9 protein-coding genes are annotated in these 14,033 nt (G+C 65.3%); 2 read left to right on the top strand and 7 right to left on the bottom strand.

Going from position 1 to position 14,033, the window contains the following annotated elements; translation table 11 throughout:
• Positions 1-122: 122 nt before the first annotated feature.
• On the bottom strand, positions 123-1,907 hold the full coding sequence (locus tag ABIB54_RS11980; protein WP_354575747.1) for an ABC transporter family substrate-binding protein: 1,785 nt from the start codon (positions 1,905-1,907) through the stop codon (positions 123-125).
• A 56-nt stretch (positions 1,908-1,963) separates the two neighbouring features.
• Positions 1,964-3,745, bottom strand: a complete 1,782-nt coding sequence (locus ABIB54_RS11975) for an ABC transporter ATP-binding protein (protein ID WP_354575746.1) — start codon at positions 3,743-3,745, stop codon at positions 1,964-1,966.
• Between the two features lie 86 nt (positions 3,746-3,831).
• On the opposite strand from ABIB54_RS11975, the gene ABIB54_RS11970 reads away from it, so the two are divergent.
• A complete protein-coding gene (locus tag ABIB54_RS11970) occupies positions 3,832-4,458 on the top strand; it encodes a PH domain-containing protein (RefSeq protein ID WP_354575745.1) in 627 nt (208 codons plus the stop codon).
• Positions 4,459-4,478: 20 nt separating this feature from the next.
• On the opposite strand, the gene ABIB54_RS11965 is transcribed toward ABIB54_RS11970, so the two are convergent.
• From ABIB54_RS11965 to ABIB54_RS11955, 3 genes are all read right to left on the bottom strand, one after another.
• Positions 4,479-5,546: an ABC transporter permease gene (locus tag ABIB54_RS11965; RefSeq protein ID WP_354575744.1), complete on the bottom strand. Its 1,068-nt coding sequence runs from the start codon at positions 5,544-5,546 to the stop codon at positions 4,479-4,481.
• Entirely contained in the window at positions 5,546-7,078 is a 1,533-nt protein-coding gene (locus ABIB54_RS11960; protein ID WP_354575743.1) for an ABC transporter permease, read from the bottom strand. The genes ABIB54_RS11965 and ABIB54_RS11960 overlap by 1 nt, the downstream gene beginning before the upstream one ends.
• A gap of 206 nt (positions 7,079-7,284) precedes the next feature.
• Entirely contained in the window at positions 7,285-9,057 is a 1,773-nt protein-coding gene (locus tag ABIB54_RS11955) for an ABC transporter family substrate-binding protein (RefSeq protein ID WP_354575742.1), read from the bottom strand.
• A 256-nt stretch (positions 9,058-9,313) separates the two neighbouring features.
• Between ABIB54_RS11955 and ABIB54_RS11950 the strand changes: the two genes are divergently transcribed.
• Positions 9,314-10,123, top strand: a complete 810-nt coding sequence (locus tag ABIB54_RS11950) for a CPBP family intramembrane glutamic endopeptidase (protein WP_354575741.1) — start codon at positions 9,314-9,316, stop codon at positions 10,121-10,123.
• Positions 10,124-10,426: 303 nt separating this feature from the next.
• Here ABIB54_RS11950 and ABIB54_RS11945 read toward each other — a convergent pair whose 3' ends face one another.
• Both ABIB54_RS11945 and gcvP read right to left on the bottom strand, forming a co-directional pair.
• On the bottom strand, positions 10,427-10,846 hold the full coding sequence (locus tag ABIB54_RS11945) for a hypothetical protein (protein WP_354575740.1): 420 nt from the start codon (positions 10,844-10,846) through the stop codon (positions 10,427-10,429).
• A gap of 297 nt (positions 10,847-11,143) precedes the next feature.
• Positions 11,144-13,942 carry an aminomethyl-transferring glycine dehydrogenase gene (gcvP, locus tag ABIB54_RS11940; protein ID WP_502917127.1) on the bottom strand — a complete coding sequence of 933 codons (2,799 nt, stop codon included), beginning with the start codon at positions 13,940-13,942 and terminating at the stop codon, positions 11,144-11,146.
• Positions 13,943-14,033: the final 91 nt, after the last annotated feature.

Genomic DNA, 14,033 nt, shown 5'->3' with positions numbered 1-14,033 from the left:
CAGATTTGTCTCGAGAAGGAGGGAGGCCACGATCGTTCAGTGACGGCAGAATCACGTCGGTGGTGCTCCGCACTGCACAGTCTACCGTGTGCGGCCCCGGTACTACCGATTATCAGCCGGTACTACCGTTTATCAGCCGGCGACCAGTCCCAGACATTCCACAGCAGGTTCGGCGACAGCGGTGACGGGGCCACCCCTCTGACGTGATCGTTGAAGGCAGTGACCGCCGGGAACTGATAGAGCGGCACCCCGTATGCATCCGCCCAGACCCGGGCGTCGATCTTCTGCAGGATGGCGCGCTGCTGGCTGCGGTCGGCGGTGGCGCTGAGGGAATCGATGAGGGCATCCACGTCGGGGTTGGCGTAGAAGTTGTCGTTGCCCACCGGCGAATCGCTGAGGAAGGCCGCGGATACCGCACTCACCGCCAGGCTGGAGGGCCGCAACGCGTACAGCGAGGCGTCGTAGGCGCCGTCGGTGCCAAGCAACTGCCGCCAGTCGGTGCTCGAGCAGTCGGTCACGGTGAAGCCAGCGAGGGCGGCCGAGTCCCGGATCGCAGTGTATTCGGCGACTCGGCGAGGATTCGAGGGGTCGAACAGGATGCAGACCTGCGGGCCGACGACCCCGGCCTGGGCGAGCAGCGTCTTCGCTCCCTCGATATCCACCGTGGCGTAGGCGCTCGATCCGTTCGCCCGCACGGATGTCGCATACCCCTGCTCCCCCGGGAGGAAGACCTGCGACGAGCGCAACCTGGCCTCTTCCTGCAGCGGCACGATCAAGTCATCCAGGATCTTCTGGCGAGGCACCGTCTTCAGGAACGCGTTGCGCACGACCGGGTCGTCGAAGGTCCCGTTTCGCGAGTGCGAGAACTGCAGGTCGAGGTGCTCGTACGGACCGTCGGAGCCGCTCAGCACCGTCGCGTTGTCCACGGAGAGCAGTGCCTTCGCGACATCCGCGCTCGGCTGCGGGGAGATCACGTCCACCTGGCCGGCACGCAGCGCAGCCACCGCGGCGAGCGGATCGGTGATGAACCGCAGCTCGACGCGTTCGAACTTCGGGCGGTGGTCGCCGCTGTAGTGCGGGTTGGCGGTGAGGGTCGCCCCCGTCGCGGTCAGTCCGGTGAGCGTGTAGGGGCCGGTGCCGATGACGAGGCTCTTGTCTTCAGGCATGGTCGTGAAGTCGAAACCGGTGTCCCAGAAGCGGGCGATCTTCGAGAGCTTCGCGGTGTCACGCTTCTGGATCGCCGTGACGAGAGCGTCCTCGGCCCGAGTCGCCCCCTCCACCCCCAGGGCTTTCTGCGCCACGACATGAGCGGGAAGGCCCACCCCGAAGACGAGCTCCCAGTCCACGAACGGATGGTCGTAGGTGAGCGTCAGCGAACGGTTGTCGTCGCCGATCACCGGTGTCTTCGTCACCAGTTGCAGGCCGTTGCCGCTGAAACCGTCGAAGTGCACGACACCCGCGGGGAACGGCTTCGTGTAGCGCCCGGTGTCGGGATCGGTGTAGCTCTCATTGTCGAAGCCGGGGGTGTTGAGCGCTCCCGAATTCGCCGCCCACGACAGCAGCAGGTCGGCCCCGTCGACCGCGGCGCCGTCCGACCACTTCACGCCGTCGCGAATGGTGTATTTCACCCGGAACGGCTGCTTCGACACGACCTGGTACGTGCCGAAGGACTCATCCTTCTGCAGCGCCGGACGATTGTCGTAGTAGTTGAACTGCGAATTGGTGGCGGTGACGATACCGGCGTTGGCGGCGACGTTGCCGAACGAGGTCTTCGCGTTATAGGACGAGAAGGCCTGGCTCACCGCGACACGCACGGTGCTGCCCTTGGTCACCGTCGCGGTGCATCCCGAGAGGGCGATGCCCGCCACCGCGAGGACGAGGAGTGCGGCTACCAGTGACTTGCGCATCCGATCCATCGTAGCGATCGGCTGCGCGGCGCCCGACAGTCCTCAGCCCTCGTGCACTACTCGGAGGATCCCGCTCGCAACAGTTCGCGCCGGGTCTCGCGGCGCTCACGCTGCAGGATGGGGTCGGGAAGCGGAACCGCGGCCAGCAGGCGTTGGGTGTAGGGCTGCTTCGGGTTGCGCAGGATCTCGTCGCGGGTTCCCACCTCCACCAGCTTGCCCTGGTGCATCACTGCGATGCGGTTGGCGAGCACGTCGATGACGGCGAGGTCGTGGGTGATGAAGAGGCAGGCGAACTGCATTTCGCGTTGCAGGCCCTGCAGAAGTTCGAGCACCCTGGCCTGCACCGACACGTCGAGCGCGCTCGTGGGCTCATCCGCGATCAACAGCTGCGGCTTCAGCGCGATCGCCCGGGCGATGCCGACACGCTGCTTCTGCCCACCGGAGAGCTCGTGGGGAAAGCGCCCGCGATAGGCGCGCGGCAGTTCGACGCTGTCGAGCAGCCGCTCGACCTCGTTGAACAGCGCCTGGCCCTTCATCTGCTTGGCGAGGAGAAGCGGTTCGCCGATGCTGTCACCGACCGGCATCCGCGGGTTGAGGGACGAGGCGGGGTCCTGGAAGACGATGCCGGCCTTCTTGTGCAGCTGGCGGATCTCGTCGCGGTTGGCCTTCGAGATGTTCTGGCCGGTGACAGTGAGGGTGCCCTCGGTGATCGGAAGCAGCCCGATCGCGGCGCGACCGAGGGTCGTCTTGCCCGAACCGGACTCGCCGACGAGGCCGACGACCTCGCCGGAGTGCACCTTCAGGTCGACGTGATCGACGGCACGGAAGGCCGGCACTCGACCGTGCTTCGGGTACTCGATCACCACATCGTCGAAATCGAGCACGACCGGTCGGGTGTCCCGCGCGGCAGCGACCCGGGATGCTTCGACAGCGCGGTCGTTGATCGAGATCCGCTCACGCGCGTCTGGCGTCTCGGCCGCAAGAGCCGCGGTCGTGTCGATCTCTGCTCCCGCGCGCTGTCCGAGGTGCGGCACCGCGGCCAGAAGTGCCTTGGTATAGGGATGTTGGGGGTTGGAGAAGATCTCGAGCGCCGTTCCCGTCTCCACGATCACGCCATCCTTCATCACGGCGATGTAGTCCGCGATGTCTGCCACGACGCCCATGTCGTGGGTGATCAAAAGGATGGCGCTCTTGAGCCGGTCGCGCAGGCTGCGAAGCAGGTCGAGGATCTCGGCCTGCACCGTCACATCCAGGGCGGTCGTCGGCTCGTCGGCGATGAGCAGCGTCGGGTCGCAGGAGATCGACTGCGCGATCATCGCACGCTGGCGCTGGCCGCCCGACAGTTGGTGCGGGTAGGAGTTGAATGCCTTGAGCGGATCCGGAAGCTCGACCATGCCGAGCAGCTCGATCGCGCGCTTCTTCGCCTCCGACGGAGCGATGCCGTAGTGAACGCGAAGGGTCTCGATGATCTGGGAACCGACCGTGTAGACGGGGTTCAGCGCCGTCATCGGCTCCTGGAAGATCACCGCGATCTCCCCGCCGCGGATGCGTCGCATCTGGTTCGCGCGGATGCCGGTGATCTCCTCGCCATTCAGCTTGATGCTGCCCCGGATGCGGCTGTTGGAGGGCAGAAGATCGAGAAGGGCCATCGATGAGGCGCTCTTGCCCGAACCGGACTCACCGACGAGTGCGAGCACCTCGCCCGGCATGATCCGGTAGTTCATGTGGCGGGCGGCCGGCACCCACTGGTTGTCGACGCCGAAGTCGACATTGAGATCGGTCACCTCGAGAACCGGGGTGGCAGCATCCGTCGAAGCGGTCGCGGGGGTCGCGGTCATGAGTGTGCCTTTCGTGCAATACGTGCGCCGGAGTTCCGGGATGGGGCTGTGTGGGGATTTCGAGCCGGGCCTGAGACGATGGGGATATGCCCCAGTTGCCCGGTCCAGAGCGAGAGACCATCGCCTCCCGCTTCAATCGCACGATAGCGATCGGAGCCTGGGTGATCTCCCTGACCATCGCCGTGTCGCTCTTCTTCATCAATCGACCGGAACAGCTCGCCTACCTCGTGCCGCTGGCTCTCGTGAACCTGCTGGTCTGGGAGGCGCTCTGGCGACCACTGCTCGTGGTGAGTGACGAGGGCGTGGTCGTGACGAATCCATTTCGTGCCGTGCAGGTGCCCTGGAACGCCCTCGTGAACATCGACACGAAGTTCGCCCTCACGCTCTTCACTCCCGGACGGAAGATCGAGGTGTGGGTTGCTCCGTCGCCCGGAAGATCGTTCGGATACCGCAGTGCGGCTGTTGCCGAGCGCGAGATCCGTCGCACAGCGCCACACAGCACCAACAAGGTGCGTCCGGGTGACCTTCCGTCGAGCGAGTCCGGCGCTGCGGCCGAGGTGGTGCGATCGCGCTGGGAGCTGCTGCAGGTATCCGGGCAGATCGAGGCCGGTGTCGCCGACTCCACCACGGTGACGACGCGCTGGCACTGGTACTCGATAGCCGCTCTCGCTGCGCTGCTCGTCGCCTCGGTACCGGCGCTTCTCATCGCCTAACCGGGCGATTCGCCGGTCGGTCACTTCGTGCCGGGGTCGATCAGGTCGCTGTCGTCGCCGGCACGCACGTTCTCGTCTTCGGCGATACTCGGGCGTTCCTCCTGCATGCGACGCAGCTTGAACCGGCGGTGCCGCGGGTCGAAGGCATCCCGCAAACCGTCACCGACGAAGTTGACGAGGAGCGCGAGCGACACGATGAACAGCGCGGGCCACCAGAACAGCCACGGTCGGGTCTGGAAGGCCGACTGGTTGTCCGAGATCAGGTTGCCGAGGGAGACATCGGGTGCCCGGATACCGAAACCGAGGTAGCTCAGCGCCGTCTCAAGAAGGATGGCGGATGCCATGATCAGCGTCGCACTCACGATCACCACGCCGAGGGCATTGGGGAGGATGTGGCGGAAGATGATCCGCGCATCGGATGCCCCGGCCACCCGGGCCGCCTCGACGAACTCGCGCTCGCGAAGGGAGAGGAACTCGCCGCGCACCAGTCGCGCGATGCCCATCCAGGAGAAGAACCCGAGCATGATCGCCAGCGTCGGCGCTCCGAATCCACCGAAGGCGTTTCCGACGACGGCACCGATGACGAGGGCTGGGATCACGATGAAGACGTCGGTGATGCGCATGAGGATCGCATCGGTCTTGCCGCGATAGTAACCGGCGATCGCCCCGACGAATACGCCGATGAAAGTAGCGATCGAGCCGAGCACCACCATCACCAGGGCTGAGTTCTGGATTCCCCGCATCGTCATGGCGAAGTAGTCCTTGCCGATGCGATTCTGCCCGAAGGGGTGATTGCCGATCTCGATCCCGGTGCCGCCGAGCCACTTGGGCAGCAGCGACATCGTCGGTGCGCCCTGGTTCTGCTGGTCATTGAGATCGGTGTAGCCGTACTTCCACCAGCCGTGGATCGGACCGAGTCCGATAGCGGAGATCGAGAAGATCACGATCAGGAAGACCAGGACGAGAGCTCCGACAGCCACCTTGTTGCCCATGAACCGCTTGAAGATCAAACGACCCTGGCTCTCGGGCGGCTTGTTCTCGGAGATGATGGCCTCTGCGGCCAGTGTGGTCGATTCGTCGTTGGACATCAGCGAACCCTCACTCTCGGGTCGAGGGCCGCGTAGGCCAGGTCGGCAAGGAAGTTGAAGAGGATCGCCATACCGGCGATCACGATGAAGTACCCCATCACCGGGTTGAGGTCTCCGCGGCCGAGGCCGGCGAAGAACAACTGGCCCATACCGGGGATGCCGAAGATCGATTCCGTGATGATCGCCCCACCGAGCAGGGCCCCGACGTCGAAGGCGACGAGGGTCGTGATGGGAATGAGCATGTTGCGGAACGCGTGGCGCACGACGACGGTGCGCTCGGGAAGGCCCTTGGCACGGGCGGTGCGCACGTAGTCCTGGCCCATCGTCTCCAGCATGCCGGCGCGGGCGTAGCGCGTGTAGCTGGCGAACGAGATGAGCAGAAGGGCGATCGTCGGAAGCAGGAAGTGGGTGAAGGTGTCGATCCCCGACTCCCAGACGTTGCCACCCAGGTTCGGCGTCTGGTTGCCAACGGTCGCGATCGGGCGATTGTTGGTGTCGCTGAGGTACAGCGGCCACGACTGCATGAAGCGGTCGAGCAGCACCAGTCCGCCGGAGAGCGCCGCCGTGATCGCTCCGACCCGTATCGACTGTCCGCGGTCGTAGCCGCCCATCAGGAAGCCGGTGACGACACCGACTGCCACGGTGACGATCGCGAGGATGACGAGTGTGCCGGCGGAGGAGATGTTGAACAGGCCCTGCAGGCTGAAGTAGGCGATCATCGCGACCACCACGTTGATTCCGGCCGTGATGAGCGCTCGACGGTTTCGGAGCCCCGCGACGAGCGCGGTCGTGCCCACACCGATGCCCCCGGCGAGCATGAAGATGCCGATCGGCCCGAGGCCGGGGTGCAGCAGCCATCCGGACAGGGAGATCGCGTACAGGACGATCGCCGAGATCACGGCGGTTGCACCGCCCACGATGAGTCTTCGCCTCATCTCGCCGCCGATAATCGATTGGACGACGAGCCCAAGCACCAACCCGATCGCTATCACGACCCCGATCGCGATGATCGGCTTATCGAGGAAGTCATTGAACCCGATGGCGATGAACTCCTTGAGGAGCACCGCGATGAGGAACGAGGGAAGCGAGAAGAGGAAGAAGCTCGTGAAGGTCACGACGTTGTCGAGTCCGCTGTACTGGCGAAGGGCGGTGATGATGCCGAGAGCCAGACCGAGGATGATCGCGAGGATCAGTGCACCGGCGACGAGCTGCACGGTCGACTGCATCGCCCGGGGCAGGATGTCGATGACTTCCGCGTTAGAGATGGTCTGTCCGAGGTCGCAGGAGTTCGCGAGGGGGATGAGGCACTTCGCGGCGCCGCCGATCCAGAGGAACCAACGCAGCGGGGGCGGGACATCCAGCTGCAGGGCCTGGATGCGGGCCTGGATGAGCTTCTGCTTGTTGAGAGCGTTGCTCTGCAACAGGTCATCGAGGGGGTGCGCCGAATACGCGGTCAACATGTACATGATGAACGACGCCGCGATCAGCACGAGGACTGAGACGAGAATTCGCCGCAGGATGAAACTCACCATCGAATAGGTACCTTGCTGGTTCGGTTATCCGGTACGGAAGGCTTCGTCGCCTCCCCGGCACTGGAAATGTTACGGGGGTCCACGGTCCGTTTGTGACGGACGGGCCTGAAGAATCTTACCCACGCCACCAGGGATTCGCCCGGCGGCGTGAAAGCGGTGACCTGCGGCTCGTCGTGTACCGAGAGCCGCAGGTCACCGTGGTGGTGCTACTTACCCTTGACGGTCCACTCCCAGAAGTTCCAGAATGGGCCGGTCTGGCCGGCGAAGTACGTGTCGACACCGGTGATGCGACTCGTTACTCCGGTGATGCCGGGCAGCTGGAACAGAGGAAGACCGTAGGCGTCATCGAACGCCTGCTTGTCCATCTTCTGCAGGATCGGATCGATCTTCTTGGTGTCGAGGATCGACTGGGTCGAGAGAGCCAGCTTGTCCGTTCCCTTGTAGGCGTTGTAGTTTCCGCCACCGTCGGTCGACCAGATCTGCGGGACACCGGCATAGCCGAAGCCCGGGTTGATCCAACCGAAGAGAACTGCGTCGTAGGTTCCGTCGCCGAGCTTCTTGCTCCAGTCGGGCGATCCGGCATCCACGATCTTGAAGCCGGCCTTCGTGGCCGAGGCCTGGATGGCCTGGAACTCATCGACGCGGTTCGGATTCTTGGTGTTGTACATCAACTTGATCGTCGGGGTCGCGCCGGCGAGGAGCGTCTTGGCTCCCTCGATGTCGACCTTGTCGTAGGCGGAAGAACCGTTGCCCTTGACCGAGTCGGCGTAGCCGGACTGCTGCGGCAGGAACTGCTCGGAGTCGAGCACCTTCGCCTTGGGGTCGACCGGCGTGACGATCGCGTCGAGGATCTGCTGGCGCGGGATGGTCTTGAGGAACGCCTCACGCACCTTCGCGTCCTGGAACACCGGGGCGTTGAACGACAGGTCGAGATGGTCGTAGGACGCCTGGGCTCCGACGATCACCTTCGCGCTCGTCGCCTTGAGGGCGGTGAGCGTGTCGGCAGATGCCTGCGGGTTGATCACGTCGACCTCGCCGTTCGCAAGTGCGGAGACCTGCGCGTTGGCGTCCGGAATGTTGCGGAGCACGATCTTGTCGACCTTGGACTCATGGTCACCCGTGTAGTACTTGTTCTTCACCAGGGTGAGGGACTGGGTGGGGACGAAGTCGGAAACGACCATCGGTCCGCTGGAGACGAGAAGCGACTTGTCGGTCGGCATCGCCGTGACGTCGTATCCGCGGTTGACGAACTCGGCAGCCTTCTGCAGTGTCGGGTCGGCAGCGGCCGGCTTGGCCGAGTCACCCTTCGGCAGCTTCTTGAGCAGCGCGGTGAGGTCGGCCGCACTCTTGAGGCCGGCCTTCTCGGCGACGACATGAGCCGGCTGCGAGATCGGGGAGAAGATCGCGTAGTCGACGTAGGGGTCGGTGTACTTCATCGTCATCGAGAGGTCGTCGGAGCTGATAACCGGGAAGGAGGGCCCGTTGAGGGCGACGGTGCTTCCGGCGGTGGAGAAGTAGTTGGTACCGGAGGTGACGTCACCGTTGTCGTTCGTGGTTCCGGAGTCGTAGAAGCCGGTGCTGATCGCCCAGGTGAGGGCCATGTCATCCGCGGTGATCGGCTTGCCGTCGGACCACTTGAGGCCCTTCTTGAGCGTGTACTTGACGGTCAGCGGCGAATCCGACGTCTTGGTCAGAGTTCCGAATGACTTGTCGTAGATGACCTTGAACTTCGGGTCGACATAGTAGAAACCGCCGGTGGTCATGTAGGACACGAACCCGTTGGTGTCGAGGTTGCCGTCCGGAGTGTTGTAGTTGAACGACGTGAAGTCGTTCACCGTGGCCACCGTGACGGTTCCGCCCTTTGCTGTGGTGGGGGTCGGCGTACCGGATGTTGTGCACCCGGCGAGCGCGAATGCCGTGGCGCCGGCGATGGCGACGACTGCGATCGCATTGCGCGCCAATCTTCCTCTGATTTTCAATTTTCCTCCTGTGCAAGATGAGCAAACGGCAGCACGATCCTGAGCGTTTTGCCGCGCTAGATAGAAGAACCCTAAGTAGGGGGTGCTCCCCGAGCCAAACTGTAGAGGCAAACGTTACACAGTGGTAACAGACCTAACAAATTGTTGCGCTCGGGGAAGATTCATTGCGCGATCGCAGGAGATTTCGCACAAATATTGCGATTCCGCGGTGTCTCAAAGTGTGAACTGACCGAATGGAGGGCGTAGCATCGAAACCGTGCCAGCGCCACCTTTGTCGGATTCCACAAATTTCGACCCGGTGGATGGACCATCGCAGCGGCGGATCAGGGGCGAGATCGTTCTCGTGCTCGGCCTGTCGCTCGGCGCATCGGCGGTCTATTCGATCGTGTCCCTCGCCGACAGTCTCACGAGACCCACACCCCTCTCCCAGCAGGTGCAATCCCTCAATAATTCGCTCAACACGCGGGCGATTTTCGACTTCATCTACCAGTTCCTCGCCATCTTCTTCGATCTGGTGCCGGTCGCCCTCGTCTGCTTCCTGCTGTGGCAGACGGCGCGACCACACCTCGCCCGCCTCGGGCTCGCCTTCGACCGTCCTGGCCGTGATTCCCTGCTCGGGCTGGGACTAGCGCTCCTGATCGGGATCCCCGGCATCTTCGTCTACCTGGGAGGCAAGGCCCTCGGTATCGGCGTGACGGTGTCCGCGTCCCCTCTCGACACCTATTGGTGGACCATCCCGATCCTCGTGCTCTCGGCCCTCCGCGCGGGCCTCCAGGAAGAGCTGATCGTCATCGGCTACCTCTTCGCCCGGTTGCGCGATCTGGGCTGGAAGACGTGGCCGATCATCCTGTCTGCCGCGCTCCTCAGGGGCACCTACCACCTGTACCAGGGCTTCGGGGCCTTCGTCGGCAACTTCGCGATGGGCGCGCTGTTCGGCTGGCTGTACACCCGCTACGGCCGGGTGCTCCCCCTCGTGATTGCACACTTCGTGATCGACACGGCGATCTTCGTGGGGTACCCGTGGGCGGCATCCGCGTTCCCGGGGTTGTTCGGCGTCGCGCAGTAGCGGCAGGAGTCCGTTGGCGAGCCTCGTCCCGGCAATGTCGCCCTGCCCGACCGCACCTCCAACCCGACTGCAGCTCCAGCCGGACTGCAGCTCCAGCCGGCCCGCACCTCAGGTCGGACTGCAGCTCCAGCAGGACTGCAGCTCCAGCCGGACTGCAGCTCCAGCCGGACTGCAGCTCCAGCCGAGCCGCACCTCAGGCCGGGCGTGCGCGGACATTCCGGGCCAGCGTGCCAGCCCGGAATGTCCGTTTACGCCCCGGAAGCGGTACTACGGTCCTGACGGGACACATCGCCAAGCCGGAGCTCACTCCGCCGGGGGGCCGTCGATCGCTCGACGAGCGGATGCCTCGGCGATCCCCTCGAGCACGCGGAGGTCCTTCTTCGACCGGCGAGTAGCCGCGCGGTGCGACTTCACGACGTCCGTCGTCACCCACTCGGCGAGGAATCCCCACGGCGACGAGCACATGAGCAGCCAGTCCCGGCGGGAATCCCAGCGGGAATTCTCTACGAGGTCACACGCGAAAAGCGCGACGCCCTCCGGCGAGGTCGAGACTCCGACCGTGGCGAGCACTGACTTCTGCACTACCGGCACCACGCGAATGCCGAGCTCCTCGATGAAACGGGCGCGCGCGACATCCGCAAGCACCTTCTCTCCCCCATCGAGCAGGGGCGCGCTGAGGACGAAATCGCGAAGCTCGCGATCGGTCCAGCGTGTGGTTGACATGACACTTCTCCTTCGAAATCGGTTCAGAACGGCAAGAACTGGCGGGGTCGATACCCTGACGGGCTACGACTGCCCCACGAGTTCTTGGTCTGGCCGACCGAGAGCACGACGAAGGGCACCCTGGCGGGTGTAGTCCGTTCGCGCGAGAAGTTTCACGTCGGAGAGGTTAGCAGCGCACGGGCGCTCCGGGAAGGGGTGCCCGGTCCCGATACGTTCGCTGGCGCTCGCTCCTCGACCAGCAGGACTCGCTCGGCGTCGATACGTTCGCTGGCGCTCGCTCCTCGACCAGCAGGCGCCCTACTCGAAAGCCTCCGGTGGCGGGCAGGCGCAGACCAGGTTGCGGTCGCCATAGGCGTTGTCGATGCGACGCACCGGCGGCCAGTACTTGGAGCGGATGAGGCTGCGTACCGGATAGACGGCCTGCTCACGGCTGTACGGGTGGGTCCACTCCCCCTCGATCACGGACTGCGCCGTGTGCGGGGCGTTGTGGAGGGGGTTGTCGGCGAGCGGCCAGGTGCCGGAGGCCACGGCATCCGCCTCGGCTCGGATGGCGATCATCGCGTCGATGAAGCGGTCGATCTCGTCGAGGTCTTCGCTCTCCGTCGGCTCGACCATGAGGGTTCCCGCGACCGGAAACGACATCGTCGGAGCGTGGAACCCGAAGTCGATGAGGCGCTTGGCCACATCGTCGACCGTGACACCGGTCGCCTCGGTGAGGGGACGGAGGTCCAGGATGCACTCGTGCGCCACCAGGCCGTTGTCGCCCGCGTAGAGCACCGGGAAGTGATCGCGAAGGCGCACGGCCACATAGTTGGCCGCGAGGACGGCGGCGCCGGTCGCCTCCCGGAGGCCGTCGGCGCCCATCATGCGTACATAGGCCCAGCTGATGGGCAGGATGCTCGGCGAGCCGTAAGGGGCCGCGGACACGGGAGGACCCGCGTGCAGCTCGCGCTGCGCCATCGGATGACCGGGGAGGAACGGCGCGAGGTGCGCCTTCGCCGCGACCGGGCCTACGCCCGGCCCGCCGCCACCGTGCGGGATGCAGAAGGTCTTGTGCAGGTTGAGGTGCGAGACGTCCCCGCCGAAGTCGCCGTAGCGGGCGAACCCGAGAACTGCGTTGAGGTTCGCACCGTCGACGTAGACCTGGCCGCCGGCATCATGCACGGCCTTGCAGATCGTGCCGACCTCGTGCTCGTAGACGCCGTGTGTCGAGGGGTACGTGATCATGAGGGCGGCGAGGGAATCGGCGTGCTCGGCGATCTTCGCACGGAGGTCGTCGACATCCACATTGCCGAGTTCGTCACAGGCCACCACGACCACACGCATGCCGGCGAGCACCGCGGAAGCCGCGTTCGTGCCGTGGGCGCTCTGCGGGATGAGACACACCGTGCGCTGGCTGTCACCGCGGGAGCGGTGGTAGCCGCGGATGGCCAGAAGACCGGCGAGCTCGCCCTGGCTGCCCGCGTTCGGCTGAAGGGAGACGGAGTCGTAGCCCGTGACATCCGCAAGCCAGCTCTGCAGCTGGTCGATCAGCTGGAGGTAGCCCTCGACGTCCGATTCGGGGGCGAAGGGGTGGAGCCCCGCGAATTCGGGCCAGGTGACGGCCTCCATCTCGGTGGCCGCGTTGAGCTTCATGGTGCACGATCCGAGCGGGATCATGCCGCGATCGAGTGCGTAGTCGTAGTCGGCGAGATGCTTGAGGTAGCGCATCATCGAGGTCTCGGACCGGTGGGTGTTGAACACCGGGTGCTCGAGGTAGGCGCTGCGGCGCTCGAGGTCGACCGGGATCCACTCGAGTTCATCGGGCACGGTCTCGTCGGCGAGAACCTCGCCGAGGATGCGCGCGATGGCGCGCACGTCGTCGAGGGTGGTCGTCTCGTCCGCCGACAGCTGCACGTGATCCTCATCGACGAGATGAATGAGGTATCCGGCGGAGTGGGCCCGCTCGACGAGCCGAGAGGCCTTGGTCTTGGTGTGGAGCGTGATCGTGTCGAAGAAGTTCGCCGATTCGACAGTGTGACCGGCCTCCGAGGCCGCCCGCGCGAGCACCCGCGTGAGGCGGGTCACCCGGGTGGCGATCTGCCGCAGGCCCTGCGGGCCGTGATAGACCGCGTACATCGAGGCCATGACGGCGAGGAGCACCTGGGCGGTGCAGATATTGGAGGTCGCCTTGTCGCGGCGGATGTGCTGCTCGCGCACCTGGAGCGAGAGGCGGTAGGCCGGATGACCGGTGGCATCCTGCGAGACTCCGACGAGGCGTCCGGGAAGCTGGCGTTCGAGTCCGGCCCGCACGGCCATGTAGCCCGCGTGCGGCCCGCCGAAGCCCATCGGGACGCCGAAGCGCTGGCTCGTGCCGACCGCGACATCCGCGCCGAGATCGCCCGGGGAGGCGATCAGGGTGAGGGCGAGCAGGTCGGCGGCGACGACAGCGAGGGCACCCGTGGCCTTGGCGGCGGCGATGACCGAGCTCGGGTTCCAGACCCGGCCGGAACGGCCCGGGTACTGCACGAAGATACCGAAGGCTTCGGGAAGCTCGATCGCGTCGCGGGGAAGCTCCGCCAGGTCGAGCACGACGAGGTCGATGCCGACGGCGGCCGCACGGTTCTCGAGCAGCGCGAGGGTCTGCGGAAGGGAATCCGAATCGACGATGAAGGTGTTGCTCTCGAGCTTCGAGGCGCGACGAGCGAGCATCATGCCCTCGACGACTGCGGTGCCCTCATCGAGCATCGAGGCGTTGGCGGTGGTGAGGCCGGTGAGGTCGGTGACCATCGTCTGGAAGTTGATGAGCGCCTCGAGACGCCCCTGGGAGATTTCGGGCTGGTAGGGCGTGTAGGCCGTGTACCAGCTCGGGTTCTCCAGCACATTGCGCTTGATCACGGCCGGGGTGATGGTGTCGTAGTAGCCGAGACCGATCATCGAGCGGTTGACGGTGTTCTTGCGGGCGAGCACCCGGAGTTCGGCGAGCGCTTCGCGCTCGGTCGCCGCGGGCGGCAGCACCGAGTCGGCGGCGGCGCGGAACCCGTCGACGTGGATGGATGCCGGGACAGCGGCGAGCACCAGCTCATCCACAGTTTTGTAGCCGAGCACGCCGAGCATCGCTGACTGGGCCGCGGCATCCGTTCCGATGTGGCGCTCGGCGAAACCGCCGGCGGCCAACAGGTTCTGCGTGAGCAGGTCGACGCCGGCC

The organism is Frigoribacterium sp. UYMn621, assembly GCF_040549525.1.
Taxonomy (GTDB): Bacteria; Actinomycetota; Actinomycetes; order Actinomycetales; family Microbacteriaceae; genus Lacisediminihabitans.
This window is presented reverse-complemented; position numbering and strand designations above follow the sequence as displayed.

Excerpts from the sequence above, each read along its gene's own strand:
- ABIB54_RS11980 (WP_354575747.1), bottom strand. The coding sequence starts at position 1,907 with ATGCGCAAGTCACTGGTAGCCGCACTCCTCGTCCTCGCGGTGGCGGGC.
- ABIB54_RS11970 (WP_354575745.1), top strand. The coding sequence starts at position 3,832 with ATGCCCCAGTTGCCCGGTCCAGAGCGAGAGACCATCGCCTCCCGCTTC.
- ABIB54_RS11960 (WP_354575743.1), bottom strand. The coding sequence starts at position 7,078 with ATGGTGAGTTTCATCCTGCGGCGAATTCTCGTCTCAGTCCTCGTGCTG.
- ABIB54_RS11965 (WP_354575744.1), bottom strand. The coding sequence starts at position 5,546 with ATGTCCAACGACGAATCGACCACACTGGCCGCAGAGGCCATCATCTCC.
- ABIB54_RS11975 (WP_354575746.1), bottom strand. The coding sequence starts at position 3,745 with ATGACCGCGACCCCCGCGACCGCTTCGACGGATGCTGCCACCCCGGTT.
- gcvP (WP_502917127.1), bottom strand. The coding sequence starts at position 13,942 with ATGCTCGGCGTGCTCGGCTACAAAACTGTGGATGAGCTGGTGCTCGCC.
- ABIB54_RS11945 (WP_354575740.1), bottom strand. The coding sequence starts at position 10,846 with ATGTCAACCACACGCTGGACCGATCGCGAGCTTCGCGATTTCGTCCTC.